The following is a 24,837-nucleotide window of genomic DNA, read 5'->3' on the forward strand; positions in this document are numbered from 1 at the left end:
CGAGCAGCTCACCAGGGATCGACGAGGCAGCTGTATTTTTGCGGCCGGGAACGCCGGTCATTTTGTTGAATAAAAATTTGACCCGTTCCACCCACCCCCGCGCACAGGGGCGGAAGCTGGCGACGCGGTGTCTCCGACGTCGTTCCATGCGGATTCGATGGCTTCCGGCGGCTGGGAAAAGGGGCAAGACATGATGGCTTATCGGCGGATGGTGGTGGCAGTATCGGCGTGCGTGGCCCTCGTGGCGGCGACCGCGTGTGGAGGGGGGATCGGCGACGCTGGTGACGCTGCCTCGGGCGGCGACGGGACGGCGAGCGGCGGCGACGGGACGGCGAGCGGCGGCGACATCGGGCAGGACCCCTTCGGCGACATCGGGGGTAGCGCGAGCTCGGGCGGTGACCCGAGCGCGGGCGGCGACGCCTGCGGCAGCGAGCTCATCGCGATCGTGCGCGACTTCAAGGATACGCACCCGGATTTCGAGGCCCGGCCCGGGGAGGACCGGGGCATCGTGGAGGCTCAGCTCGGCGCGGACGGCAAGCCGGTCTATGCGGGCGGCAGCCAGGGCACGTTGACCACGACCGGCAAGGAGGCCTTCGATCAGTGGTTCCGCGACGTGCCCGACGTGAACACCGCCATCCAGATATCCATCTCGCTCGTGGACAACGGGAACGGCACGTCCACGTACGACGATGCCGACTTCTTCCCGATCGACGACATGGGGTTTGGCAACGAGGACCGGCGCCACAACTATCACTTCACGCTCGAGCTCCACACCACGTTCGAATACAAGGGTGGCGAGGTGTTCACCTTCTCGGGCGACGACGATCTCTTCACCTTCATCAACGGCCGTCTCGCGATCGATCTGGGCGGTATTCACAAGCCGGAGAGCGCGACGATCGACCTCGACGCGCGCGCGCAGGACCTCGGCATCACGCCGGGCAACACGTACGCGCTCGACTTCTTCTTCGCCGAGCGCCGCACGACCGAGTCGAACTTCCGCATCGACACGTCCATCGGTTGCTTTACCCCGGTCATCAACTGAGCTCGGTCGTCCACTGACCCGGCGCGACCTCAGCCCACAGCGCCCTTCATTTCCCACCGTCCGCGTTCCTCGGCTCACCGCCCCGCCCGCGCCGTATCCCGCCCAGCGGCTCGCGCCGACCGCCCCCCGGTTCCCCCCTGGAGCGGCCGCTGTTGCCACCTTGCTCGTGGTTCGCCGCAGCAGGTAGCCTAGGCAACGATGCAGGCCAGCGACCCGTTCGGCTGGGTGGGGTCGATCATCGACGGTCAGTTCGCTGTCGAGGCGCTGGCGGGCGAGGGAGCGTTCGGCGTCGTCTACCGGGCCCGGCACCTCGGCTTCGACGCGCCGGTCGCCGTCAAATGCCTCAAGATCCCGACGGGCCTGGGCCCTGATCAGCAGGACGCCTTCCTCGCCAAGTTCCGCGAAGAGGCGCGCCTGCTCCACCAGCTCTCGCGCCGCACCATGGGCATCGTCCAGGCGCTCGACATCGGCGCTGCGGCCGCGCCGAACGGCCCCTGGACGCCGTACATCGTCATGGAGTGGCTGGAGGGCGAGACGCTGGAGCAGGACCTCCGGCGCCGCCGCGCCGAGAACGCGCCGCCGAGGAGCCTCACCGACGCGATCAAGCTCCTCGCGCCGGTCGCCTCCGCGCTCGCCGTCGCCCACGACGAGAATGTGTCCCACCGCGACGTCAAGCCGGCCAACCTGTTCCTGCTCGGCGACCGCATGAAGGTCCTCGACTTCGGCCTCGCCAAGGTCTTCTCCGAGACGCCGACGTTCGCCGAGGCGCTCGTCCAGACGGGGCGGACGTTCCGCGCCTTCACGCCGCAGTACGGCGCGCCGGAGCAGTTCAGCCCGCGGTTCGGCGCCACCGGGCCCTGGACCGACGTCTACGCGATGGCCCTCATCCTCATCGAGGTCGCCAGCGGCCAGCCCGCCCTCTCCGGCGGCGACGTCATCCAGCTCTTCGTCGCCTCGAGCGACGAGTCGATCCGGCCGAGCTTCCGCGCGCGCGGCGTGAGCGCGAGCCCCGACGTCGAGGCGGTCCTCGGCCGCGCGCTCGCGATCCACCCCTCGCAGCGGTTCCGCAACCTCGGCGAGATGTGGTCCGCCCTCGAGGCCGCCCAGCGCTCCAGCGTCGTCGTGGTGGCGCGCGACACCCTGCGCGCGCCCGCGTTCGGCGCCGACGCCGCCGACCCCGTCGACGACGACGGGCTGCTCGACTTCGCCGCCCTCCACCTGCCGCCGCTGCCGCCGCCGCCCGCGCTCTCGGTCCCGCCGCCGTCGCTGCCGCCGCCGTCGCGGCCGCAGCGGCGGCCCCCGGAGAGCAGCGGGGGCCGCGGGAGCGTGGGCCCCGAGCGGAGCGCGCCGAGGGGCCGCGCCGTCGTCCCGTTCGAGGGCGGCGAGCACCGGATCTGCACCGTCCTGTTCGCCGATCTCTCGGAGGCGACCGCGCTCTCGTCCAGGCTCGACCCCGAGGACGTCAAGGACGTCGTCGATCGCTGCTACCAGGCGCTCGCGGAGCACGTCGAGCAGATGCATGGGATCGTCGAGCGGCCCATCGGCGGGCGCGTCATGGCCGTCTTCGGCGTGCCCCGCGCGACCGACTGCGACGCGGAGCGCGCCATCGTCGCGGCGCTCGCCGCGCAGGCCGCGATCCCGCGCCTCTCGCTGCCGCGCGCGGCGCGGACGGTCCGCCTCTCGGTGCGGATCGGGATCTCGACGGGGCGGGTGTTCGTCGGCGCCGGGAGCTCGGCGCGCCAGGATCTCGCCGTGATCGGCGACGCGGTGGACGGCGCCGCGCGCCTGCAGCAGCTCGCGCCGCGCGGCGCGATCGTGATCGGCCGCGACACCCACCGCCTCGTCCTCGGGCGCTTCCGCGTCGAGCCCGTCGAGGCGAGCGCGGCGCGCGCGGCGCCGGCGGAGCCCGCGGCGCGCGGCGCGGCGCTGCCGATCTACCGCGTGCTCGGCGAGGCCCCGCCGAGCCGCGGGCTCGCGCCGGACGATTTCCACGGGCTCGCGACGCGCCTCGTCGGGCGCGGCGCGGAGATGCAGCGCCTGCGCGATCTCGTCGAGACCGCCTTCCACGAGCGGCGGCCGCGCCTCGTCACGCTGGTCGGCGCGCCCGGCGTGGGCCGGACGCGCGTGCTCGCCGAGCTCGCCGCGGGCCTCGGCGGCGGGCCGGCGTCCGGCGCGCCCTCGTCCGGGCGCGGCGCCGCGCCCGCGCCGCCCGACGCGCCGTTCGTCCTCTCGGCGCAGTGCTCGGCGCTCGCGCGCGAGACGAGCTACGGGCTCGCCGGCGCGCTGCTCCGCCGCTGGTTCGGGATCCACGAGGCCGACCCGGCCCAGGTCATCCTGCGCAAGCTGCGCCTCGGCCTGCGCTGGCTCCGCCTGCGCGCCGCGCGCGCCCGCGCCCGCGCCGAGCGGGAGGCCGCCGGCGCGGGGACGAGGGCCGCGCTCGGGGGCGCGTCGCCCATCGTGACGCGCGCGTCGGCGGTCCCCCTGCGCGGGCCGGTCAGCTCGACCGTGAACGCGCGCAGGGCGGCCGGCGCGGTGCGGTACGAGGACGACGACGAGCTCGATCCGTCCCCGTCGCTGGCGACGTCGAGCGGCTCGAGCGACGTCGAGGACATCCTCGCCCGGCTGGCGGCCATCCTTGGCGCGCGGCCGGCGCCCGCGGGGCTGCTCGAGGCCGCGGCGCGCGGCAGCGTGCTGGCGAAGCGCCGGATCGCCGCCGCGCTCGCGCAGCTCGTCACCTTCGCGCTCGAGCGGACGCCGATCCTGATCGTGTGCGACGACCTCCAGTGGGCCGACGACGCCACGCTCGACCTCATCGAGGAGCTCGTGGCGCACGCCGAGGGGCTGCCGCTCAGCGTGGTGTGCGCCGCGCGCCCCGAGCTCTACGAGCGCCGCCCGGACTGGGGCATCGCGAAGGAGGCCTACGTCCGCGTCGACGCGCTCCCGCTCGCGCGGCGGCACGCGGAGGAGATGATCCGGGATCGGCTCCGCGGCGCGCCCGAGCTCGACCCGGAGCTCGTGCGCGCGCTCGCCGAGCGCGCCGAGGGCAACCCGCGCACCGTGGAGGAGATGCTCCAGCTCCTCGTGGACGCCGGCGCGATCGAGGCGCAGGACGGCGCGTGGCGCGTCCACGAGGGCGCGCTCGGCGCGCTGAGCCTGCCGCCCTCGGTGCACGGCGCCGTCCAGGCGCGCCTCGATCGGCTCGACGCCGACGCGCGCGGGGTCCTCGTCCAGGCGGCCGTCGTCGGCCGGACCTTCTGGGAGGGCGCGGTCGAGCGGCTCAGGAACGACGCCCCGCAGGCGCGCTCGCCCATGTCGAGCGAGCGCATCCTGGCCGAGCTCCAGGATCTCGATCCGCCGTTCTCGGTGCGGCACGGCGCCGGCGCGTCCACCGCCGAGCTGCTCGCGCGCCTGTGCGATCGCCAGCTGATCCGGCTCCGCTCCCCCGCGTCGTTCCCCGGCGAGCGCGAGTACGTGTTCACGGAGCAGGCGACGTGCGAGGTCGCGTACGAGATGCTGAGCCTCAAGGTCCGGCGGCGGATCCACCTGCTCGTCGCGGACTGGCTCGAGCACCGCGCGCCGGGCGACGACGGCGCGGCGCTGCTCGCGCACCACTACGATCGGGGCGGCGATCTGCGGGCCGCCGCGGCGGCGTACGACCGCGCCGCGGCGCACGCCGCGGCGATCGGCGAGGGCGCCGCGGCGGCGAGCCACGCGGCGCGGGCCCGCGAGCTCTGCGACGAGCTCGCGGCCGAGGAAGCCTAGGCGCGCCGCCAGCGCCGCGCGGAGCTAGCGCGCCGTGCGCCGCGGCCTCGGCGGGCGCGCGCCGGACACGCGCAGCGCGTGGCGCAGGGCGTCCTCCAGCTCCCCGAACGTCTCGAAGGTCCGCGCGTCGCTGCCGAGCTCGACGATCGCCTGCGCGACGCCGGGGGAGATGCCCGAGACGAGGCAGCGGCTGCCGAGCAGGCTCGCGGCCCGGGCCACCTGGAGCAGGTGGTCGACCGTCGGCCCGTCCACGTCCTCCACGCCGGTCAGGTCGAGCACGGCGAAGTGGGCCTGCGTGCGGACGATCTCCCCGAGCAGCTTCTCCATGATCTGCGTGGCCCGACCGCTGTCGAGCGCGCCGATGATCGGCAGGACGAGGACGCCCTCCCACGCCTGGATGATCGGCGTCGACAGCGCGCGGATCGCCTCCTGCTGCTGGCGCAGGACGCTCGCGGTCCGCTCGCGCTCGGCGTTCTCCTCGGCGAGCATCAGGTTCTTGCCTTCCAGCTCCTCGGCGTACGCCTCGAGGCGCTCGATCGACTGGCGCAGCTGGTCTTCGAGCCGCTTGCGGTCGGTGGTGTCCCGCATCGTCACGGCCACGCCGTCCCGGATCGGCACGATCTGGTGGTGCACCCAGGCGCGCGGGCGCGACGGCTGGGCGGGGGGCGCGGGCAGGAGGATCTCCTCCTCGAGCGGCGCCCCCTTCCGGATGACGCGCAGGCACTTGTCGAGCAGGACGCCGGCCTCGGCCGAGTGCTCGAGCTCCGAGAGGCGCCGGCCGAGGAGCGCTTCGCGCTGCATCGACAGCATCGCCGCGGCGCGCGCGTTGAGGCCCGTGATCACGAAGTCGGCGACCTCCTCGCCCCCGTCGCGGTGGGACGTCATCGTGAGGAACGCGTCCATGCTGGCCTCGACGGCGGCGTGGAACCGCGCCTCGCTCTCGCGGCGCTGCTCCTCGGCGCGCCGGCGCTCGGTGATGTCCTCGGTCACGATGAGCACGTTCGTGACCTCCTGGGCGCCCCGGATCGGGCTGGCGTGGTTCGCGTACCACGCTCGCTCGCCGTTCGCCCCGAGGCCGATCACCTCGTAGTGCGCCTGGCCGCCGGACTTGAGCACGGTGTCGAGCGCCAGCGTCAGGGTCGCGTGGTACTCCGGCGACGTGAAGTCGTAGATGGTCCGGCCGAGGACGCTCTCCGGATCGAGCCCCGGAAGGGTCCGATTGACGGAGACGATCCGCGCGTCCTTGTCGGCGACGATGAGGACGTGCGGGATGCCCTCGTAGAGCGCCCGCAGCTTGTCTTCGGACTCGCGGAGCGCCATCTCGGCGGTCTTGCGCCGCGTGACGTCGCGGACGACGAAGTAGACGAGCCCCTCGTCGAGCGCGAGCATCGCGTTCCACTCGAGCCACCGGTACGAGCCGTCCTTGCAGCGGAAGCGGTTCTCGTAGGTGAGCGTCTGCGCGCCGGTGGAGAACGTGTCGGTCTCCGAGAGGGTGCGCGCCTTGTCTTCGGGGTGGATGAACTCGACGTACGGCCGGGCCATCAGCTCCTGGCGGCTGAACCCGAGCGTCCGCTCCCACGAGGGGCTGAGCTCCTTGAAGCGCCCGTCGAGCGTCGCGACGCCGAGCATGTCGACGGCGAGCGCGTAGAGGCGGCGTTGCTCCTTGTCCTCCTCGCGCACCACCGCGCGCAGGATCGGCCCCGAGCCGTCGGCCAGCGCGAGCTTCGCGAGCTGCGTGTCGGCCTGGATGAAGCCCCCGTTCGGCCGCCGGTAGAGCCATCGAAACCGCTGCGGCTCGCCGCGGCTCGCCGCATCGATGCGCTGCTTCAGGCCCTCCGCGGAGGCCTGTCCGTCGGGCTGCAGGAGCGGCGAGAGCCCGGCGAGCTCGCGGCCGAGCAGGCCCTCCTCGGGCCCGGCGAGCAGGCGCACCGCGCTCGGGTTGGCGTCGATCACGCGCCCGTCCTCGAGGAGGAGGAGCGCGTCCTCGGCCGCCTCGAACGCGGCGCGGTAAAGATCACGATGGCTCATCGTCGGCGCCGCCTGGCGCTGAGAGCGCCCTCGTGCCGGGTTGTCCTCTCGAGCTCGATCGCCAATCAGCACCTCGAGCGGCCGCCTGCGCCCCCCCTCCGTCGCTGCCGCCAACGGCCCATTGTGCAGGAAGCCTCGGTGGAGATCGAGGATCATGAGCCCGCTCGCTCCGCGGGCGAAGCCCCGCGGCCGTGCTGCCCCGAACGTCGCCCGCGCCGCCGGCGCGGCGCGCTTGCCTCGGCGCAGCTCGCCCGGTTCGGCGCGGGGTGACCGTCGCATCTGGCGGCTGCGCGCGGCTGTGCGCGGCTGCGCGCGGCTGCGCTGCCCACACGCTTGTTGTCTACCTGCCACTTGCCGGCGACGACCTCTCGCGTGCCGCGCGCGTCGTGGTAGCGTTGCTCTGTGTCGGGGAGGTTTCCTTCAGCGCGGTCCGCTGGCGGGTGGTTCTCGTGCGGCGCGAGGTGGGCGCGATGATCTCCGAGGCGTGCGGGCTCTGCGCCTGGCCGGCGAGCCTCGTGGTCGACGACGTGCAGCGGCACAAGAGCGCGCTCATGGATGCGGCGCTGGAGAAGCGCGCCGAGGGCAAGGAGCCGCTCGCGCGCGTGGCGTTCCGCGGCGCGCTCTACTGGCAGCGCTGGCTCATGACGAAGGAGCCTGGGCTGCACGAGGAGGCCCGGGTCGTGTCCGGGCTCGAGTTTGCGCGCGAGGCGGGCGACTGGAAGGAGGCCGATCTGCTCCTCGCCCACGCCGACAGGTCGAGCGCGCTCGCGGATCTGCCGTTCGTCGAGCACTGGAAGCGGCTCGTCGCGGAGCACTTGCCGGAGCAGGTGAGCGACGAGCACGAGCTCGAGGAGGCGTTCCAGGAGTTCCGCCGGCATCCCAGCGAGGAGGCGGCGGAGAGCGTGCGTCGCTGCGCGACGGCGATCGCGCCGCTCGGGTCGCCGGTCCCGGTGCACACGATCCTCGCGCGGGTGGCGGTGGATCGCGGCCAGACCGACGAGGCGGAGTTCCACTTCGCGGCGCTCGTCGTCTGCCGGCCGCTCTGGATCCCGTACGTCGTGCAGCTGGCCGAGCACCAGGCAAAGCTCGACCTCCCGCGCGCCCTGCGCACGATCGAGGCCGCGCGCCGCCTCTTCGGCCCCGACTTCTGGCTGCCGCTCTAGTCACACGGCGGGGGCACGCGCCGGGGGCCGCCGCTCGCGTCAGGCGAGCGCCAGCGTCCGCATCCACCCGCTGATCCGCGTCCCCGCCGGCTTGGGCCACCCCATCCGCGCGAACCGCTCCAGGAGCTGCGGCGTGTGGTCCCCGGTCCGGCTGTCCTTGAACGACGCCCGCGCCGCGTCGAGCTCCCGCGCCGCCTCGTGGAACCGCCCCTCGTGGTACGCGAGCCACGCCAGCGTCAGGTGCCGGTGCTGCCGCGGCTCCGCCTCCGCGAGCGCCACCGCCTCGCACGCCATGAGGTGCTCGCGCGCCTGCTCCGCGTCCCCGCGGTGGAGCGCGATCTGCGCGAACAAGAGCCGCGCCTCGACCAGCCCCCACGGATCCGCCAGCGTCTCGTAGATCCTGCCGGCCGCGAGCGCGTGCTCCTCCGCGAGCTCGGGCGCGCCCGCGTCGAGCGCGACCATCGAGAGCAGCCGCTCGCACCCCGCCTCGCCGCGCGGGTTCGCGAGATCGCGGAAGCTCTGCCGCGCCGCGAGCGCGCCCGCGCGCGCCGCCTCGAAGTCGCCGAGGCGGTGATCCACGTGCGAGAGCGTCAGGTCGCACTGCGCGAGCCCGAGCCGGTAGCCGATCGCGTCGAAGTCGGTCCGCGCGGTCGTGAGCAGCGACCGCGCCGCCTCGGAGAGCGCGCCGGCCTGCTCGACCATGCTCTGGAGCAGCAGGCACTGCGCCCTCCCGAGCCGATCGCCGACCTCCAGGAACCGCGCCTCCCCCGACGCGAGCACCGCCCGCGCCCGCGCGTGCTCGCCGAGCTGGTAGTCGATCTCCCCGAGCAGCACCTCGCACTGCGCCTGCCCGTGGCGGTGGCCGATCTCGTCGAAGATCGCGTGCGCGCGCGCCACGAGCCGCCGGCCCTGCGCCTCCGCGCCGACGTCCGACGCGATGTGCCCGAGCAGGCGCAGGCAGTGCGCCTGGTTCTCCCGGTCGCCGGCGTGCTCGAAGATGCGCCGCGCGTCGTCCGCGTCGCGCCGCGCCTCGTCGAGCCGCCCCGCCAGCCGCAGCGCCTCGGCCCGGAAGCGCAGCTGCGTCCCGAGCCGCGTCCCGGTCAGCACGGGCCGCGTCTCCGCGCCCCGGAGCCCCGGGCGCGAGTCGCTCCCCCCGGGCAGCTTGCCGTCGAGCACGGCGAGATCGCGCAGCGTCGCGGCGATGTCGCGCGAGCTCTGCCAGTGCGCCGCCACGTGCGCGTGCATGAGCGCGGCCGCCTCGTCGGTGTCGCCGGCGCGCAGCAGGCTCACCACCCGGTGCCGGAGGATGCGGCGGCTCGACGCGAACGGGTGCGCGCCGAGCGCGTCGGCGGCGGCGCGGAAGACGCGGGCCGCGTCCGGCTCGAGGAACAGCTGCGAGAGGAGGTGCTCCTGGAGCAGCGCGTGCGGCCAGCGGAGCCGATCGCCCACGGCGAGGAGGATCTGGGCGCGCTGCATGGCGGCGATCGCGCGGTCCGCCGCGATGTCGAGCGACGCGAGGAGCGCGCGCAGGATCTCGCGCCGGATGTCGCCGCCGAGCGCGGCGGCGGCGCGCGCGCCGGTCCGGAGCTCCTCGGGCAGGGCCGCGAGCCGCTCCTCCCACAGGTCGGCCGTGGTCGCGGCCTGCACGGCCATCGACGCCTTCGGCACGAAGTACTTGCCCGCGCGGAGCTGGAGGTGGCCGCCGCCCGCCCACGCGTGCAAGAGCTGCAGCGCGAACAGCGGGTTGCCCTTGCTGCGGGCCGTCGCCGCCTCGGCCGCCGCGTCGTCGAGCGGCAGCGTCTCCCGGAGCAGCGCGTGCGTCTGCGCGGGGTTCAGCGGGGCCACGTCGAGCCGCTCGCCGCCGTAGGCCGCGAGCGCCCCCTCCAGCCGCTTCGCCGCGACCGGATCGCACTCGACCGCCTCGCTCCGGACCGTCGCCACGACCAGGAGGCCGAGGTTCGGCGCGTCCCGGTGCAGCGTGAGGAGCCCCTCGAACGTCGTCGAGGACGCGTAGTGCAGGTCGTCGAGCCAGAGCAGCACCGGTCGATCGCGGCCGATCCGCTCCAGGGTCTTGCGGATGATCAGCCAGCGCAGCTCCGGCCGGTCCAGGCGGAAGCGCTTCCCCGTCGGGCCGACCGCCTCGCTCCCGGGGGGCGACGGCTTGATCCACTCGGCGGTCGCCGCGACCCACGTCTTGCCGACCTCGTCCTCGGGCGGCACCTCCCAGAGGTTCATCAGCACCTTCTCGACGATCTCGCGCTCGGCCCGCTCCAGCCGGTAGTGCTGGGTCACGGCGCCGAGGACGCCGTCGAGCGGCGCCGCGATCCGCCGGTAGCGCGCGCGGAGCGGCACCATGAGCGCCCGCTCGTGCACCTCCTCGCAGAGCCACTCGGCCAGCCGGCTCTTGCCGACGCCCGCCTCGCCCGCGAGCAGGACGAACCGGTGCATCGCCTTCGGCGCGTCGACCATCTCGGCGACGACCTCCATGAGGCGCGCCCGCTCGCCGGTCCGGGCCACGAACGGGCTCGGCCGGAGCGCGAGCAGGCCGGTGGTCGTCACCGACGGCGGCGGGTCGTCGTCTGGAGGCTCGATCAGCTCGGGGGTGAGCAGCTCCTTGCGGCTCGGCGGCAGCCGGCCGGTCGTCAGCAACGCCAGCGGCAGCGGCGTGGCGGTCACGTTCACGTCGCTGCGCGGCTCGAACCGCTTCCAGACCCGCCGCGCGTCGCCCGCGAAATCGAAGCGGTGCCACGGCCGCTTCGCGAGCAGCCGCTTCGCGAACTTCGCGACGTCGCTCGGCACCTCCGGGGGCAGCGGCAGGTCCGGGATCGGCGAGCTCCGGTGCTGCTGGAGGAGCTCGTCGTTCGTGCCGTCGTAGACCTCGCCGCCCGCGAGCAGGGCGTAGAGGATGCAGCCGAGGGCGTAGAGGTCCGTCGGGGGCCCCACGTGGGGCGCCGCGAAGCGGATCTGCTCCGGCGCCATCCAGCCCGGGGTGCCCGCGCCCCAGCGCACGGTCGGCTCGCTCTCCCGCGAGCCGTCGAGCCGGTGATCGATCCGGTCCTGGATGAGCCAGGCGAGCCCGAGGTCGAGCACGTGCACGAGCGGCGGCTCCCCGCCGTGCTGGAGGTCGACGAGGACGTTGGAGGGCTTCAGGTCCCCGTGGATCACCCCGCGCGCGTGCGCGTGGGCCAGCGCGCCGAGGACCTGGTCGATGACGCTCCAGATGATCGGCCAGGGCAGCGGGTCCTCGAGCCGGGCGAGGTAGAGCCACTCGTGGAGCGACCTCCCCGGGACCGCGTCCATCACGAGGTACGGCGTCCCGTTGCTGAGCGCCCCGAAGTCGCGGGCCTTCACGAGCGCCGGGTGCGAGAGGCCGGCGAGCGCCCGGGCTTCCTCCTGGAACCACCAGGCGTCCTCGGGGCGCGCGGCCGCGCCCGGCCGGTCGAGCAGCTTCACGGCGACGCGCTCGTCGATCACGAGATCGCGGCACAGATAGACGACCCCCATGCCGCCGCGACCCAGCTCGCGGCGGACCTGGTAGCGACCGGCCAGGATCGTGCCCGGTAAGAACCCTTCTTCCGACATGACGGTGAGCGGTCCGATGATAGCCGTGCCGGCCGGGCCCGGTAGACTCGATCTCGCCCGGCTGGCCCGAGGTCGTTCGCTCCCAGTTCGTCGTGTCGCTTCCGCGGAGCGATGCTAGGTTGCGGCCATGGATGCAGAGGTTCGCGTGCTCGCTTTCGCCGGCGCGAGGGACGTTCTCGGCGCGGGAGAAGTGGCGTTGCCGCTGCCTGGCCCCTGCACCGCGGCGGAGCTCCTGGATCGGGTCTGCGCGCGCTATCCGGGGCTGATCCCCTACAAGGGCTCTATCCGGGTGGCGGTGAACGGCGTCTATGCGACGCCGAGCGATCCTGTAGGTTTCGGAGACGAGGTGGCGCTCATCCCACCGGTGGCGGGCGGCTAGGGGGCCCGCGAGGGACGCGTCATGTCTTCTTCGACCGGCCTCGATTCTGCGCGCATGGGGGGCGACGCGCCGGCCCAGCGGCGGCGGTCGCTGCCGCTCGTCGGCGGCGGGGAGGCTGGCCGCCGCGCCGCCGCGATCCCGTACCGCGACGGCGCCCGCGGCGACCCTTCCGCGCACGCCGGGCCCGCGCCGCGCAGCGTGCGCATCTCGGTCACGGATCGGTGCGACTTCGCGTGCACCTACTGCCGCCCGTCGCGCCACGACGGCTACACCGACGGCCGGCTGATGACGCCCGCCTGGCGCACCATGTTCGAGGCCCTGCGCGACGCCGGCATCCGCCGGGTCCGCCTGACCGGCGGCGAGCCGCTGCTCCACCCCGAGATCGTCTCGATCGTCGCGTCCCTCGCCGCGCTCGGCTTCGAGGATCTGGCGCTCACGACGAACGCCTCGCAGCTCGCGCGGCTCGCCGCGCCGCTGCGCGACGCCGGGCTGCACCGCCTGAACGTCTCGATCGACACCCTCGACCCCTCGCGTTTCCGCGAGATGACCCGCGGCGGCGAGCTCGCCCGGGTGCTGGAGGGCATCGACGCCGCCATCGCGGCGGGCTTCTCGTCGATCAAGCTGAACACGGTGGTCCTCCGCGGCGTGAACGACGACGAGATCGAGCGGCTCGCGCTGTGGGCCTGGGAGCGGCGGATGGTCCCGCGCTTCCTCGAGGTGATGCCGATCGCCGAGGGCGCACGGCTCGTCGGCGAGCACCTCGTCACCGCGGTCGAGATGAGGGCGCGCCTCGCCGAGCACCTCCTCCCGGAGGAGGCGATCTCGGATCCCGGCCTGGGGCCGGCGCGGTACGTCCGCGCGCGCCGCGACCCGTCGCTCCGCGTGGGGTTCATCACGGGCACGAGCGACACGTTCTGCGAGAGCTGCGATCGGCTGCGCGTCTCGTCGACGGGCGTGCTCCGGCCGTGCCTCGCCACGGACGACGGCGTCGACGCCTCGCGCGAGGCGAAGGCCGGCGATCCGGCGGCGATCCGGCGGCGCCTGGACGAGGCGTGGCGCCTCAAGCCCGACGGCAAGGTCTGGAAGGGCTGCACCGAAGAGACGGCCTCCGCGGTGTCGATCCGCGCGATCGGCGGCTGACGCCGCGGCTGGCGCGGGCCCCGGCTCACGGATCGGCTTCCGGTCCTGCGGGCTGCCGTGTCAGATTCCGGAGCGATGTCGCACACTCCTGATCGATCCGGCGAGGGCGCAGCGCTCTCGACCCACCTGTCCCCGAGCGGCGAGGCCCGCATGGTGCCTGTCGAAGGCAAGCCCGTCACGCACCGCCGCGCGGTCGCGTCGGGCGCCGTCCTGATGCGGCCCGAGACGATCGCCCGCGTCGCGCGCGCCGACGCGCCGAAGGGCGACGTGCTCGCCGCGGCGCGGATCGCCGGGATCATGGCGGCGAAGCGCACGCCGGAGCTCATCCCGCTCTGCCACGGGATCGCGCTCACCCACGTCGCGGTCGAGCTCGACGTGGACGAGCCCTCCGCGGCGATCCGGGTGACCGCGGCCGCGGAGGCGCTGGATCGCACCGGGGTCGAGATGGAGGCCATGGTCGCGGTGAGCGCCGCGTGCCTGACGATCTACGACATGCTCAAGGGGATCGATCGCGAGATGGTGATCTCGGACATCAAGCTCCTCGAGAAGAGCGGGGGTCGCTCCGGTCACTTCCAGAGGAGCGCGCCGTGAGCCGGATCCGCACCGAGCCGCTCCGCCTCGACGAGCTCATCGCCGACGTGTCCCACCCTGGCGCGGGCGGCATCGCCACGTTCCTCGGCGTGGTCCGCGACGTCAACGACGGCCGCGCGGTCACGCTGCTGGAGTACGAGGCGTACGGGACGATGGCCGAGGCCGAGCTCGAGCGGATCCTCGCGGAGATCGCCGCGGAGATCCCGGGCGTGCGCGTCGCCGCGACGCACCGGGTGGGCGCGCTCCGGATCGGCGACGTCGCCGTGGCCTGCGCCGCGAGCGCGCCGCACCGGGGCGAGGCGTTCCGCGGGTGCCGCCTGCTCATCGACCGCATCAAGGCGCGCCTGCCGATCTGGAAGCGCGAGCACGGGCCGGACGGCCCGTACTGGGTCGGCTGGGAGGACGCCCGCTGCGGCGGCGAGCACGGGCCCGAGGAGCACCACGGGCACGGCCACGGCCACGGCGGCGCGGCACCGCCAGGCGGCGCCGGCGGCGCCTAGCGCAGGCGCAGCCCGGGCGGCGGCGGGGTGGAGAGCGGGTCGTTCTCCCGCAGGCGGTTGTTGTGCCGGATGTCCGTGCCCTTGACGAGGAACACGACCGACTCGGCGATGTTCATGGCGTGATCGGCGATGCGCTCCAGGTACTTCGCGATCGACTGGATGCGCGTGGCCCTGTACACGGTGCTCGGGTCGCGGCTCATCATGAGGAGCACCTCCTGGAAGATGCGGGCGTAGTGCTCGTCGATCACGTCGTCGCGCGTGAGCAGCCGCTGCGCCCGGTCGCAGTCGCGGGCGACCAGCGCGTCGAGCGCCTCGTGCACCACCTCGATCGCCTCGTCCGAGAGGCCTTGCAGCTCCGCCGCCGGCGCGAGCGGCGGCTCCTCGTTGAGCTCCTGCACCCGCTCGCAGACGTTCACCACGAGGTCGCCGATCCGCTCGAGATCGGTGACGATCTTGAGCGCGGTCGTGACGAAGCGCAGATCCGAGGCGACGGGCTGGCGCGTCGCGAGGATCCTCATGCAAAGCTCGTCGACCTCGCACTCCAGGCGGTTGATCCGGCGATCGAGCCGTATCGTCGCCTTGGCGAGGCCCGTGTCGCGCGTCGCGAGCGCGGTCGAGCCTTTCTGGATCATCTCCTCGACCAGGCTGCCCATCAGCAGCAGCTTTTCGCGCAGCGTGCGCAGCTCGTGCTCGTAGACCTTGCTCGTGTGCGACGTCGGCATGAAATCCCCACTCCCCTCAGCCGAACTTACCGGTGACGTAGTCTTCCGTCTTGCTTTCCTTCGGATTGGTAAAAATGGTCTGGGTCCTGTCGAACTCCACCAAATCCCCCATGTAGAAGAAAGCTGTGTAGTCAGAGCACCGCGCGGCCTGTTGCATGTTGTGCGTGACGAGCACGCAAGTATACCGCTGCTTGAGCTCATCGATGAGCTCCTCGATGCGCGCGGTCGCGATGGGATCGAGCGCCGAGCACGGCTCGTCGAGCAGGATCACCTCGGGCTCGACGGCGAGGACGCGGGCGATGCAGAGCCGCTGCTGCTGGCCGCCGGAGAGCGAGAGCCCGGACTGATCGAGCTTGTCCTTCACCTCGTCCCAGAGCGCGACCTGGCGAAGGCACTTCTCCACGAGGCCGGTCGCGTCCTTGACGGAGACGCCGTTGAGCTTGTGCCCGGCGAGGACGTTCTCCCGGATCGACATCGTGGGAAAGGGGTTGGGCTTCTGGAACACCATGCCGACGCGGCGGCGCAATCGCACCGGGTCGACCGCCTTATCATAGATGTTCACGCCGTCGATCATGACGGAGCCCTTCGCCGTGGCCCCGGGCACTTGCTCGTGCATCCGGTTGAGGCAGCGCAGGAACGTCGACTTGCCACATCCGGACGGGCCGATGACCGCCGTGACCTGGCCGTCAGGGATGTCCAGCGTGATGTCGTGGATGGCGTGGAACTTGTTGAAGTAAGCGTTCAGCCGGGTGACGCTGATCTTGGCCGGCGGCGCCTCGGGCTCGGACTCCACAGAGCGGCGGTCGCCCTCCGCGTCGAGCCCGCCGCGGCGTTGTCCGGTCTGTCCATCGTGCGGTGAGTCAAACGAGCTCATCGGGTGCCTTTAACGCGCCTTGACGCTCCGGGACGTGACGATTCGGGCGAGCAGATTGAGGAAGAAGACGAGGGCGATCAGCACGAGCGCGCCGGTCCAGGCCTCCTGCTGCCACTTCGGGTAGGGGGAGGTCGCATTCCTCCAGATCTGCACCGGCAGCGAGGCGATGGGTCGGTCGACGGCGACGCTCCAGTACTGGAAGCCGAGCGCGGTGAGGAGCACCGGCGCGGTCTCGCCGGCGATGCGGGCCACGGCGAGCATCACGCCGGTGCCGATGCCCGGCGAGGCCGTCCGGAGCACGACGAGGAGGCTGGTGCGCCACTCCGGGACGCCGAGGGCCAGCGACGCCTCGCGGAGGTGCGCGGGCACGAGCTTGAGCAGCTCCTCCGTCGTGCGGGTCACCGTCGGGAGCATCACGATGGCGAGCGCGATGCCGCCGGCGAGCGCCGAGAAGCGCTTCATCGGGACCACGACGAGGGCGTAGACGAACACGCCGATGGTGATCGAGGGCACGCCGCCGAGCACGTCGGCGATGAACCGGATCGCGCTCGCGAGCTTGCCCCGGCCGATCTCGGCGAGGTAGATGCCGGCGAGGATGCCTGTCGGCAGCCCGATGCAGCAGCCGATCGCGACGAGGATGAGCGTGCCGACCACCGCGTTGCCCATGCCGCTCCGCTCGTCGCCGAGCGGCGGCTTCGGCAGCTGGGTGAAGAAGTCGAGGGAGAGCCCGCTCAGGCCCTTGCTGACCACGTAGATGAAGATCAGAAACAGCGGGACCAGGACGACGACGGCGCTCGAGACGCAGAGCCCTTCGAAGAAGTAGCTGCGGGCGCGGCGCAGGCGCTCGCCGGGCGCCGGCTCGAGCAGCGTGCGTCGAGCGGCGGCGGAGGCGCGCGCCGCGGGGGCAGGGGCGTCGTTGCTCATGCGCGTCTCTCCAGCTTGCTCTTGGTCGAGCTCACGAGCCATCGGGCGAAGAGGTTGAGGAGGAGGGCGACCCCGAAGAGGAGCAGCGCGACGTTGGCGAGCGCCGACACGTACATGTCGCTCGTCGCCTCGACGAACTCGTTGGCGATGACGCTCGCCATCGAATACCCGGGGTGGAAGATCGACGCGCTGATCTTCGGGGCGTTGCCGATCATCATGGTGACCGCCATGGTCTCGCCGAGCGCCCGGTTCAGCCCGAGGATGATCGCCCCGATGATGCCCGAGCGCGCGGACGGGAGGACCGCGTAGCGGATGGTGTCCCACGCGGAGGCGCCGAGCCCGACCGCCGCCTCGCGGTGCAGCTGCGGGACCGCCTGCATCACCTCGCGCGAGACCGAGGTGATCGTGGGGACGATCATGATCGCGAGGATGACGCCCGCGGCGAACATGCCGATGCCGAGCGGCGGGCCCTCGAAGAGCGGCAGGAAGCCGAGGTGCTCGATCAGGAACGGCTCGATGGTCTCCTGGAGCCAGGGGCGGAGCACGGCGATGCCCCAGAACCCGTAGACCACGCTCGGGATCGCCGCGAGGAGCTCGACCATGAAGCCGAGCGGCTTGCGGATCCGGTGGGGGGCGAGGTCCGAGAGGAAGATCGCGAGGCCCAGCGAGACGGGGACCGCCAGCGCGATGGCGATCAACGAGCTGACGACCGTGCCGTAGATGAACGGCAGCGCGCCGAACTCCTCGCGCGCGGGGTCCCACACGGTGCCGGTGAGGAACGCCAGGCCGAACTTGTCGATGGCCAGCCGGGACGACCGGACGAGCTCCAGCACCATCAGCGTGGGCACCGCGAGCACCGTCAGGCCGAACACCGTCAGGATGACGCGGAACGCTCGATCCGCGCCGCGCGTGCCGCGCGCCGCGTCGCCCCCGGACGCGGTCGAGGCGGCTTGTTGCATGGGGACTTCTACCGTGCTCATGGACCTATCCTGCGCGCGCGCCGGCGGCGCGCGGCGGAGCGCCGTGCGCACCGCTGACGCGCCGTCCTTCATGGTGTCGGGGTGAGCAGGGGCTTGCCGTCAGGGCCCACCAGCGTGGCGAGCTTCTTGTTGACCTTCTCGACGACCGCCGTCGGCAGCGGCGCATAGTGGAGGTCGTTGGTGAACTTCTGGCCGTCTTGCATCGCCCACTTCACGAAGTTGGCGAGCACCTTACCCTTCGCGAGATCCTTCTGCTCCTGATAGACGAGGAGGTAGGTGAAGCCGGCGATGGGGTACGCGTCCTCGCCCTCGGCGTCGACGATCGACATCCGGAGGTCGTCCGGCATCTTGGCGGCGGCGCCGGCGCCCGCGGCGGTCGTGCTCTCGAGCGACGGGGCGACGAACTTGCCGCTCTTGTTCTTGAGCGAGGCGAAGGTGAGCTTGTTCTGCATCGCGTACGCGAGCTCGATGTAGCCGATCGACGCGGGCGTGCTCGTGATGAGCGCGGAGACGCCGTCGTTGCCCTTGGCGCCGAGGCCGCCCGGCCAGTTGACGCTGGTCCCGGTCCCGGGGCCGCTCTTCCACTCCGGGCTCACCGCGCTCAGGTAGTCGACGAAGATCTTGGTGGTCCCGCTGCCGTCCGAGCGGTGAACCGTCGCGATCTCCTTGTCGGGGAGCTTCACGTCCGGGTTCTCCTGCTGGATGGCCTGGTCGTTCCACTTCTTGATCTTGCCGAGGAAGATCTGCGCGGCCGCGTCCGGCGTCAGCTTCAGCCCCGACGGCACGCCCTCGAGGTTGTAGGTCAGCACGACGGCGCCGAGGCAGGTCGGCAGGTGCAGGATGCCCGCCGCCTTGGCGAGCTGCTCCTCGGTCATCGGCGCGTCGGTGGCGCCGAAGTCGACGGTCCGCTCGGTGATCTGCCGGATCCCGCCGCCGGAGCCGATCGACTGGTAGTTGATCTTGACCTTGGTGTTGGCTTTTTGGAACTCAGAGATCCACTTGCTATAGAGCGGATACGGGAACGTCGCACCCGCGCCCGTCAAGGTGACCTCCCCATCGGCGGCGGCCGGTTGCGGCGCCGCGTTCGGCTTCGAGCCGGGCAGGGAGCCGGTCTCTTGGGGACCGTCGGAGCGACCGCATCCAGCGGCCAGGAGGAACATCGCCAGGGTGAGCAGAATTCGAGCCATGCACCGTCAGGCGTAGTCGAGCTTTGTGACAGCCGTGTGACGGCAGGGTGGAACAGCGAGTACCGGATTTTCCCGACTTCGCTGGGATCACACGGCGCGCGCGAGGCGGACGGTGAACTTGGTGCCGCGGCCGATGGCGCTCTCGACCTCGATCGAGCCGTTCATCAGCTCGACCAGGTGCTTCACGATGGCGAGGCCGAGCCCGGTGCCGCCGAGGTCGCGCGAGCGGCCGGCGTCGACGCGGTAGAACCGCTCGAAGATGCGGCCCAGGTGGTGAGGAGGGATGCCGGGGCCGTCGTCGGCGACGGCGATCGTCACCTGCTGATCGACCGAGCGCGCCTGCACCGTGACGTGAGCGCCCTCGCCCGCGTACTTGATGGCGTTGTCGAGCAGGTTCATGAGCACCTGCTCGATCGCGCGGCGGTCGCACCGCGCGGACGGGAGCGCGGCGGCGTCGACGGTCAGCGTGACCCTGCGGCGGCGCGCCGCCTCGGCGAGCAGCTGCGTCACGTGCTCGATGGCGGGGGCGACGTCGAGATCGGCGAGCGCGAGGCGGAAGTTCTTCGCCTCGATCTTGGAGAGGTCGAGCAGGTCGTCGACGAGGTGGCGGAGCCGCTTCGCGTGCCGATCGATCACGTCGACGAACTCGGCGGCCTCGTGGGGGTCCTGCAGCGCGCCGAGCTGCAGCGTCTCGGCGGCGGTGCTGATCGCGGTGACCGGCGTCCTGAGCTCATGGGACACGTTGGCGACGAAGTCGGTCCGGATCGTCTCCAGCCGGCGGAGATCCGTGACGTCGTGGAACACCGCGATGAGCCCGGGCTCCGTGGGCGCGCCGTCGTGCTCCGCGCGCGCGTCGAGCGCGTCGTGCGCCGGGGCCTTCCGGCGCGACACCCGCACGAGCAGCCTCCGCGGCAGCGTCCGCCCGAGCTCGACCTCGACGTCGACCGGCTCGTCCCGCTGGCCGGCGAGCTGGATCGCCTCGGTGAGGTGCGCGTTGCGGATCGACTCGATGACCGATCGGCCGAGCGCGTCCTCGCCGAGGGAGGCCATCGCGCGCAGCGCCCGGTTGGCGAGGAGGATCCGCCCGTCGCGATCGAGCACGAGCACGCCCTCGCTCATGCCGTCGAGGATGCCAGCGAGCAGATCGCGCTCGGTCCTGACCTCGGCGATGGAGCGGGAGAGCTCGCTCGTCAGGTGATTGAGCGCGCGCGCGAGCTGGCGGAGCTCGCCCGAGCCGCGCAGGGGCGCGCGCGTCGACAGGTCGCCCTCGGACATCGCCAGCGCGAAGCGGGTCAGCCGCCGGATGGGGCGCGTGATGAAGAAGGTGGTGGCGGCGCCGACCGAGACGGCGACGACGATCACGGCGCCCATGCCGAACAGCATGGCCCGCCGCGAGCGCGAGAGGGCCGCGTCGACGGCGGCGCGCGGGCTGTGCTCCGCGAGCAGCGCCGCCTCCATGTCGCGCGCGGCGAGGCGCTCGATCGGCACGCCCGCGACGAGGAGGACGAACACCGTCGCCGCTACGAGCTTCGCGCCGATGCCGAGCCGCCTCAACACGAGCATGAGCGCCCCTAGGCGGCCTCGGGCTCGGCGCGGAACCGGTAGCCGACGCCGCGCACGGTCTCGATGTAGTCGCCGGCGGCCCCGAGCTTCTCGCGGACGCGCTTCACGTGGGTGTCGACGTTGCGCGCGGTGACGTCGACGTGCGAGCCCCACACCTCGTCGAGCAAGAGGTCGCGCGAGAGCACGCGCCCGCGGCGATCGTAGAGCATCATGAGCAGGCGGAACTCGAGCGCCGTCAGCGCGATCTCGTTCTCCTGCACCCACGCCCTGTGCGCGGCCCGGTCGACCCGGAGGATGCCGAAATCGAACTTCTCCGGGGCCGACGTGGGGCTCTCGGAGCGCTTGAGGATCGCCCGCGCGCGCAGGATGAGCTCTCGCACGCTGAACGGCTTGACGACGTAGTCGTCGGCCCCGAGCTCGAAGCCGACGATCCGATCGATCTCTTCCCCCTTGGCCGTGACCATGATGACGGGGACCGCGGAGGTCTGCGGGTTCTGCTTCAGGCGGCGGCAGATCTCCGTGCCCGACATGTCCGGGAGCATGAGGTCGAGCAGGACGAGATCGAACCGCTCCTCCTTGACCGCGCGGAGCGCTGTCTCTCCGCTCCCGGCGGAGACCACATCGAAGCCAGCTTGACGGAAGTTGTACGTAAGGACGCGCTGGAGGTCGCGTTCGTCCTCGACGATGAGCACGTGGCTCGGCATGGACGGTGGGTGTAGCAGCGCATTGTGACAGCTTCATGGCGATCGCGCGTGCCGCGCGTCGTCACCACGAGCACACGAGGCGGAGCGCCTGCGAGCGGGCGGTGGAGCGCGAGGCCGACGGGAGCGCGGCGACGCGCGCGCGACGGCGCTCGGGGGCGCGTCGGGCGGCGGACGGCACGATCGGAGGCGGCCCTGGGCGCCGCCGGGAGACCGGCCGGGAGCGCGAGGCGCAGGCGGGCGGGAACGGCGGGAGCGCGGAGGCGCGGAGCAGGGGACGCGCAGCGAGGCCGGTCGCCGACCTTGAGGACGGAATGCGTGGCGCTTGCAACGCTCGGCGTTTTCGCCTAACTGGGCCGCCCATGGCCCTCGAGCGAACCCTCTCAATCATCAAGCCCGACGCAATGGAAAAGAACAAGGCAGGCGCGATCATCGCTCGCCTGGAGCAGGAGGGCTTCACGATCAAAGCGATGAAGCGCATCCACCTCAGCCGCGCGGAGGCGGAAGGCTTCTACGCCGAGCACCGGGGGCGCGGCTTCTTCGACGAGCTCGTGACGTTCATGTCGCGCAGCCCCATCCTGGTGATGGCCCTCGAGCGCGAGGACGCGGTCGCGAAGTACCGCGAGGTCATCGGCGCGACCGACCCGGCGAAGGCGGCGGAGGGGACGATCCGCAAGCTGCACGGGGCGAGCGTGGGCGAGAACGCGGTCCACGGCTCCGACAAGACGGCGACCGCCGCGCGCGAGATCGCCTACTTCTTCGCAGGCTACGAGGTCGCTCCGAGCGCGACCAACTGATGCTCGGCGAGCGGCTCGCCGCTGCGCTCGGCGCGGCGCGGGACGGCGCTGCAGGCATCGAGAGCTTCGCCCACCTGCTCGGCTCGCGCCGCGTCGGGCCGCGCGGGGTCGCCCTCGCGCTGCCTGAGGTGTGCGAGGGGTGCGCGGCGCTGGTCGCCGCCCTCGACAGCCTCTCCGCGGCGGTCCGCGACGGCTTCGTGGCGACCGACGACCCCGCGGCGGCCGACGCCGCGTGCGCGGTGCTCGAGCACGCGGGCGTCGACGTCGCGCGCCTCACGGACGAGCTGTCGCGCGCCGCCGCGGGCGCCCCGGCGGCGCGCGGCCCCGGGCGCGGCCGCGGGGAGCGCGCCGGCGCCGAGCGCGGCATCGACGCCCGGCAGCGCCTCGCGCTCGAGGCGTCGGTGCGCAGGACGGCCCGGACGCTGAGCGGCGCGCTGCGCCTGTCCGAGCTCGTGATCGCGACCCTCGAGCTGCGCCCCACGCCGCTCGATCTCATCGACGTGCTCCGCAACTGGAGCGCCACCGCGGTCGAGGGGCGGCCCGTGGTCGGCATCTCGGTCGCCTCCTCGGACAGCCGCGCCAACGAGGTGGAGGGCGACGTGCGCGCCGTGAGCGGGCTCATGGAGCTCGCCGTCGGCATGGTCAACGCCGCGGGCGTGGCGAGCCCCCACCTCGCCGTGTCCCGCCTGCCGGACGGGCGCTCGACGGTGCGCATCGCAGAGCGCGGCCCGCGCGAGGGGGCGCCGGCGGTCGCCCTCGACGTGGTGCTGCGCGACGGCGGCGAGCGGGCCGCCGCCGTGGCCCGCGTCGTCGCGCGCCGCGCGGGCGTCGACCTCGTCGAGGGGCCCGGCGGCCGCGTCGTCACCATGACGTTCTGACGCCGCTGCCGGTGCTGTCGCGGCCGTGCTAAAGGCGCCGCCATGGCCACCGACGAATCCCTGAAGTCCCTTGTTGAGGCGGCGTTCCGCGACCGCGAGCTCCTGCGCTCGCCCGCGCACGAGGCCGCGGTCCTCCGCACGATCGAGCAGCTCGATCAAGGCCTGCTCCGCGTCGCGGAGCCCGACAAGACCCCGCAGGCGGGCGGCGAAGGCGCGGCGCCTTCCGGCGAGGGCGCCGCGCACCGGTGGGTGACGCACGCGTGGATCAAGGAGGCGATCCTGCTCTACTTCGCGCTCCGCGGCATGAGCGTGATGGAGGTCGGCCCCTTCGAGTTCCACGACAAGATCCCGCTCAAGCGCGGGCTCGACAAGGCGGGCGTCCGCGTCGTCCCGCCGGGGACGGTGCGCTACGGCGCGTTCCTCGAGCAGGGCGCGATCGTCATGCCTGGCTACGTGAACATCGGCGCGTGGGTCGGCGCGGGGTCGATGGTCGACACGTGGGCGACCGTCGGCAGCTGCGCGCAGATCGGGCGAGGCGTGCACCTCGCAGGGGGCGTCGGCATCGGCGGGGTGCTCGAGCCGCCGGGGGCGCGGCCGGTGATCATCGAGGACGGCGTCTTCGTCGGCTCGCGCGTGATCGTGGTGGAGGGCGTCGTCGTCGAGGAGGAGGCGGTGCTCGGCGCCGGCGTGGTGCTCACCGCGTCGACGGCGATCCTCGACGTCACGGGGCCGGAGGTCGTCGAGCACCGCGGCCGGGTGCCGGCGCGCAGCGTGGTCATCCCGGGCACGCGGCCGAAGCGCTTCCCCGCGGGGGAGTTCTCGATCCCGTGCGCGCTGATCATCGGCAAGCGGAGCGAGGCGACCGACCGCAAGGTGTCGCTCAACGCGGCGCTGCGCGACTTCGCGGTGCCGGTGTGAGCGCGCGGCCCGATCGGGGCGCGGCGCCCGAGGCCGCGCTCGCGGACACGCTGCTCTGGCTGTGCTCGGTCCCGTCGCCCATCGGGGAGGAGCAGGAGCTGTGCTCCGCGGTGGCCGAGCGGCTCGGTCGGGCGCAGCTCGCCGCGCCGGTGCGCCGTCACGGCGACTCGCTGGTCGCGCAGGTGACGCAGGGCACGGGCGGCCCGAAGATCGCGCTGGCCGGGCACCTCGACGTGGTGCGCACCTCGCACGACGGGCCGCCGCGCATCGAGGGGGATCGCCTCTACGGCCCCGGCGCGAGCGACATGAAGTCGGGCCTCGCGCTGATGCTCGACCTCGCCGAGGGCACGCGGGAGGACGTCGCGGGGGTCGATCTGACGCTCGTGTTCTACGCCCGGGAGGAGGGCCCGTACCTCGAGAACGAGCTCGCGCTGGTCATCGAGCGCGAGCCGGGCCTCCGCGCGCTCGATCTCGCGGTGTGCCTCGAGCCGAGCGACAACAAGCTGAGCCTCGGCGCGAGCGGCTCGCTGCACGCGGGGCTGACGTTCCGCGGGCGGACGGCGCACAGCGCGCGGCCGTGGCAGGGGGAGAACGCCATCTACAAGGCGGGCCCGCTCCTGGTCGAGCTCGCCGCCCTCGCGCCGCGCGAGGTCGAGATCGACGGGTTCGTCTACCGGGCCGTGACGACGGCGACGATGGCGCAGGGCGGGCGCGGGCGGAACGTCGTGCCCGACGAGTTCACGATGAACCTGAACCACCGCTTCCCGCCGGGGACCTCGATCCAGGAGGCGCAGCGGACCATCGAGGCGCTCGTGGCCGGCCGCGCCGAGATCGAGTGGCGCGACCTCAGCCCGTCGGCGCTGCCGCACGCGTCGCACCCGCTCGTCGTGGCGCTGCGCGAGGCCGGCGTCGCCGCGGTCGAGCCGAAGCAGGCGTGGACCGACGTGGCCCGCTTCGCAGAGCTCGGCGTGCCCGCGGTGAACTTCGGCCCCGGCGAGAACGCCCAGGCGCACCAGCGCAACGAGTGGGCGTCGCTGCGCAAGCTGTCGGAGGGCCGCGCGATCCTCCGCCGCTGGCTCTCCGGGCTCGGGCCGGCCTGACGGGGG

Annotated in this window: 20 protein-coding genes; 11 read left to right on the forward strand and 9 right to left on the reverse strand. The window is 73.0% G+C overall.

Going from position 1 to position 24,837, the window contains the following annotated elements:
• Nucleotides 1-190: 190 nt before the first annotated feature.
• The gene (locus tag WME98_RS42310; protein ID WP_437947318.1) at nucleotides 191-1,042 is read left to right on the forward strand and encodes a fibro-slime domain-containing protein; all 852 of its coding nucleotides are present in this window, start codon (nucleotides 191-193) and stop codon (nucleotides 1,040-1,042) included.
• A 198-nt stretch (nucleotides 1,043-1,240) separates the two neighbouring features.
• On the forward strand, nucleotides 1,241-4,804 hold the full coding sequence (locus tag WME98_RS42315; protein ID WP_437947319.1) for a protein kinase domain-containing protein: 3,564 nt from the start codon (nucleotides 1,241-1,243) through the stop codon (nucleotides 4,802-4,804).
• Between the two features lie 24 nt (nucleotides 4,805-4,828).
• On the opposite strand, the gene WME98_RS42320 is transcribed toward WME98_RS42315, so the two are convergent.
• Nucleotides 4,829-6,832 (reverse strand): PAS domain S-box protein, encoded by a 2,004-nt coding sequence (locus WME98_RS42320; protein ID WP_437947320.1) that lies wholly within the window; start codon nucleotides 6,830-6,832, stop codon nucleotides 4,829-4,831.
• Nucleotides 6,833-7,302: 470 nt separating this feature from the next.
• On the opposite strand from WME98_RS42320, the gene WME98_RS42325 reads away from it, so the two are divergent.
• On the forward strand, nucleotides 7,303-7,995 hold the full coding sequence (locus tag WME98_RS42325) for a hypothetical protein (RefSeq protein WP_437562573.1): 693 nt from the start codon (nucleotides 7,303-7,305) through the stop codon (nucleotides 7,993-7,995).
• A gap of 39 nt (nucleotides 7,996-8,034) precedes the next feature.
• Here WME98_RS42325 and WME98_RS42330 read toward each other — a convergent pair whose 3' ends face one another.
• Nucleotides 8,035-11,577 carry a protein kinase domain-containing protein gene (locus WME98_RS42330; protein ID WP_437947321.1) on the reverse strand — a complete coding sequence of 1,181 codons (3,543 nt, stop codon included), beginning with the start codon at nucleotides 11,575-11,577 and terminating at the stop codon, nucleotides 8,035-8,037.
• A gap of 127 nt (nucleotides 11,578-11,704) precedes the next feature.
• Between WME98_RS42330 and WME98_RS42335 the strand changes: the two genes are divergently transcribed.
• The 4 genes from WME98_RS42335 to WME98_RS42350 all read left to right on the forward strand — a co-directional run bounded on the left by WME98_RS42335 (nucleotide 11,705) and on the right by WME98_RS42350 (nucleotide 14,187).
• A complete protein-coding gene (locus tag WME98_RS42335) occupies nucleotides 11,705-11,956 on the forward strand; it encodes a MoaD/ThiS family protein (protein ID WP_437947322.1) in 252 nt (83 codons plus the stop codon).
• Nucleotides 11,957-11,977: 21 nt separating this feature from the next.
• Nucleotides 11,978-13,096 carry a GTP 3',8-cyclase MoaA gene (moaA, locus tag WME98_RS42340; RefSeq protein WP_437947323.1) on the forward strand — a complete coding sequence of 373 codons (1,119 nt, stop codon included), beginning with the start codon at nucleotides 11,978-11,980 and terminating at the stop codon, nucleotides 13,094-13,096.
• 75 nt (nucleotides 13,097-13,171) lie between these two features.
• Nucleotides 13,172-13,687, forward strand: coding sequence for a cyclic pyranopterin monophosphate synthase MoaC (gene moaC / locus WME98_RS42345; RefSeq protein WP_061629535.1), 516 nt, complete (start codon nucleotides 13,172-13,174; stop codon nucleotides 13,685-13,687).
• Nucleotides 13,684-14,187, forward strand: a complete 504-nt coding sequence (locus WME98_RS42350) for a molybdenum cofactor biosynthesis protein MoaE (protein ID WP_437947324.1) — start codon at nucleotides 13,684-13,686, stop codon at nucleotides 14,185-14,187. Before moaC ends, WME98_RS42350 begins: the two co-directional genes overlap by 4 nt.
• Here WME98_RS42350 and phoU read toward each other — a convergent pair.
• The 7 genes from phoU to WME98_RS42385 all read right to left on the reverse strand — a co-directional run bounded on the left by phoU (nucleotide 14,184) and on the right by WME98_RS42385 (nucleotide 21,141).
• A complete protein-coding gene (gene phoU / locus WME98_RS42355) occupies nucleotides 14,184-14,909 on the reverse strand; it encodes a phosphate signaling complex protein PhoU (protein WP_437947325.1) in 726 nt (241 codons plus the stop codon). The two genes, WME98_RS42350 and phoU, sit on opposite strands and share 4 nt — an antisense overlap.
• A gap of 16 nt (nucleotides 14,910-14,925) precedes the next feature.
• On the reverse strand, nucleotides 14,926-15,783 hold the full coding sequence (gene pstB / locus WME98_RS42360) for a phosphate ABC transporter ATP-binding protein PstB (protein ID WP_437947326.1): 858 nt from the start codon (nucleotides 15,781-15,783) through the stop codon (nucleotides 14,926-14,928).
• A gap of 9 nt (nucleotides 15,784-15,792) precedes the next feature.
• Entirely contained in the window at nucleotides 15,793-16,707 is a 915-nt protein-coding gene (pstA, locus tag WME98_RS42365) for a phosphate ABC transporter permease PstA (protein WP_437947327.1), read from the reverse strand.
• On the reverse strand, nucleotides 16,704-17,687 hold the full coding sequence (gene pstC, locus WME98_RS42370; RefSeq protein ID WP_437947328.1) for a phosphate ABC transporter permease subunit PstC: 984 nt from the start codon (nucleotides 17,685-17,687) through the stop codon (nucleotides 16,704-16,706). Before pstC ends, pstA begins: the two co-directional genes overlap by 4 nt.
• Nucleotides 17,688-17,755: 68 nt before the next feature.
• Nucleotides 17,756-18,874 (reverse strand): phosphate ABC transporter substrate-binding protein PstS, encoded by a 1,119-nt coding sequence (gene pstS / locus WME98_RS42375; protein ID WP_437947329.1) that lies wholly within the window; start codon nucleotides 18,872-18,874, stop codon nucleotides 17,756-17,758.
• Nucleotides 18,875-18,961: 87 nt separating this feature from the next.
• Nucleotides 18,962-20,437 carry an ATP-binding protein gene (locus WME98_RS42380; RefSeq protein ID WP_437947330.1) on the reverse strand — a complete coding sequence of 492 codons (1,476 nt, stop codon included), beginning with the start codon at nucleotides 20,435-20,437 and terminating at the stop codon, nucleotides 18,962-18,964.
• Nucleotides 20,438-20,445: 8 nt separating this feature from the next.
• Nucleotides 20,446-21,141: a response regulator gene (locus WME98_RS42385; RefSeq protein WP_020735531.1), complete on the reverse strand. Its 696-nt coding sequence runs from the start codon at nucleotides 21,139-21,141 to the stop codon at nucleotides 20,446-20,448.
• Between the two features lie 359 nt (nucleotides 21,142-21,500).
• Here WME98_RS42385 and ndk point away from each other — a divergent pair, with 359 nt between their 5' ends.
• The 4 genes from ndk to dapE are packed head-to-tail and all read left to right on the forward strand — an operon-like array spanning nucleotide 21,501 to nucleotide 24,831.
• Complete coding sequence (gene ndk, locus WME98_RS42390) at nucleotides 21,501-21,935, forward strand: nucleoside-diphosphate kinase (protein WP_061629540.1); 435 nt, start codon at nucleotides 21,501-21,503, stop codon at nucleotides 21,933-21,935.
• Nucleotides 21,935-22,813, forward strand: coding sequence for a hypothetical protein (locus tag WME98_RS42395; protein WP_437947331.1), 879 nt, complete (start codon nucleotides 21,935-21,937; stop codon nucleotides 22,811-22,813). The genes ndk and WME98_RS42395 overlap by 1 nt, the downstream gene beginning before the upstream one ends.
• 42 nt (nucleotides 22,814-22,855) lie before the next feature.
• Nucleotides 22,856-23,731 (forward strand): 2,3,4,5-tetrahydropyridine-2,6-dicarboxylate N-succinyltransferase, encoded by an 876-nt coding sequence (locus tag WME98_RS42400; RefSeq protein ID WP_061622132.1) that lies wholly within the window; start codon nucleotides 22,856-22,858, stop codon nucleotides 23,729-23,731.
• Nucleotides 23,728-24,831, forward strand: a complete 1,104-nt coding sequence (dapE, locus tag WME98_RS42405) for a succinyl-diaminopimelate desuccinylase (RefSeq protein WP_437947332.1) — start codon at nucleotides 23,728-23,730, stop codon at nucleotides 24,829-24,831. Before WME98_RS42400 ends, dapE begins: the two co-directional genes overlap by 4 nt.
• Nucleotides 24,832-24,837 lie beyond the last annotated feature (6 nt).

The sequence above is a fragment of the Sorangium sp. So ce296 genome (assembly GCF_051529605.1).
GTDB classification, from domain to species: Bacteria; Myxococcota_A; Polyangia; order Polyangiales; family Polyangiaceae; genus Sorangium; species Sorangium cellulosum_D.

Coding starts and splice junctions, on each gene's coding strand:
- WME98_RS42310 (WP_437947318.1), top strand. CDS start 191: ATGATGGCTTATCGGCGGATGGTGGTGGCAGTATCGGCGTGCGTGGCC.
- WME98_RS42315 (WP_437947319.1), top strand. CDS start 1,241: ATGCAGGCCAGCGACCCGTTCGGCTGGGTGGGGTCGATCATCGACGGT.
- WME98_RS42320 (WP_437947320.1), bottom strand. CDS start 6,832: ATGAGCCATCGTGATCTTTACCGCGCCGCGTTCGAGGCGGCCGAGGAC.
- WME98_RS42325 (WP_437562573.1), top strand. CDS start 7,303: ATGATCTCCGAGGCGTGCGGGCTCTGCGCCTGGCCGGCGAGCCTCGTG.
- WME98_RS42330 (WP_437947321.1), bottom strand. CDS start 11,577: ATGTCGGAAGAAGGGTTCTTACCGGGCACGATCCTGGCCGGTCGCTAC.
- WME98_RS42335 (WP_437947322.1), top strand. CDS start 11,705: ATGGATGCAGAGGTTCGCGTGCTCGCTTTCGCCGGCGCGAGGGACGTT.
- moaA (WP_437947323.1), top strand. CDS start 11,978: ATGTCTTCTTCGACCGGCCTCGATTCTGCGCGCATGGGGGGCGACGCG.
- moaC (WP_061629535.1), top strand. CDS start 13,172: ATGTCGCACACTCCTGATCGATCCGGCGAGGGCGCAGCGCTCTCGACC.
- phoU (WP_437947325.1), bottom strand. CDS start 14,909: ATGCCGACGTCGCACACGAGCAAGGTCTACGAGCACGAGCTGCGCACG.
- pstB (WP_437947326.1), bottom strand. CDS start 15,783: ATGAGCTCGTTTGACTCACCGCACGATGGACAGACCGGACAACGCCGC.
- pstA (WP_437947327.1), bottom strand. CDS start 16,707: ATGAGCAACGACGCCCCTGCCCCCGCGGCGCGCGCCTCCGCCGCCGCT.
- pstC (WP_437947328.1), bottom strand. CDS start 17,687: ATGAGCACGGTAGAAGTCCCCATGCAACAAGCCGCCTCGACCGCGTCC.
- pstS (WP_437947329.1), bottom strand. CDS start 18,874: ATGGCTCGAATTCTGCTCACCCTGGCGATGTTCCTCCTGGCCGCTGGA.
- WME98_RS42380 (WP_437947330.1), bottom strand. CDS start 20,437: ATGCTCGTGTTGAGGCGGCTCGGCATCGGCGCGAAGCTCGTAGCGGCG.
- WME98_RS42385 (WP_020735531.1), bottom strand. CDS start 21,141: ATGCCGAGCCACGTGCTCATCGTCGAGGACGAACGCGACCTCCAGCGC.
- ndk (WP_061629540.1), top strand. CDS start 21,501: ATGGCCCTCGAGCGAACCCTCTCAATCATCAAGCCCGACGCAATGGAA.
- WME98_RS42395 (WP_437947331.1), top strand. CDS start 21,935: ATGCTCGGCGAGCGGCTCGCCGCTGCGCTCGGCGCGGCGCGGGACGGC.
- WME98_RS42400 (WP_061622132.1), top strand. CDS start 22,856: ATGGCCACCGACGAATCCCTGAAGTCCCTTGTTGAGGCGGCGTTCCGC.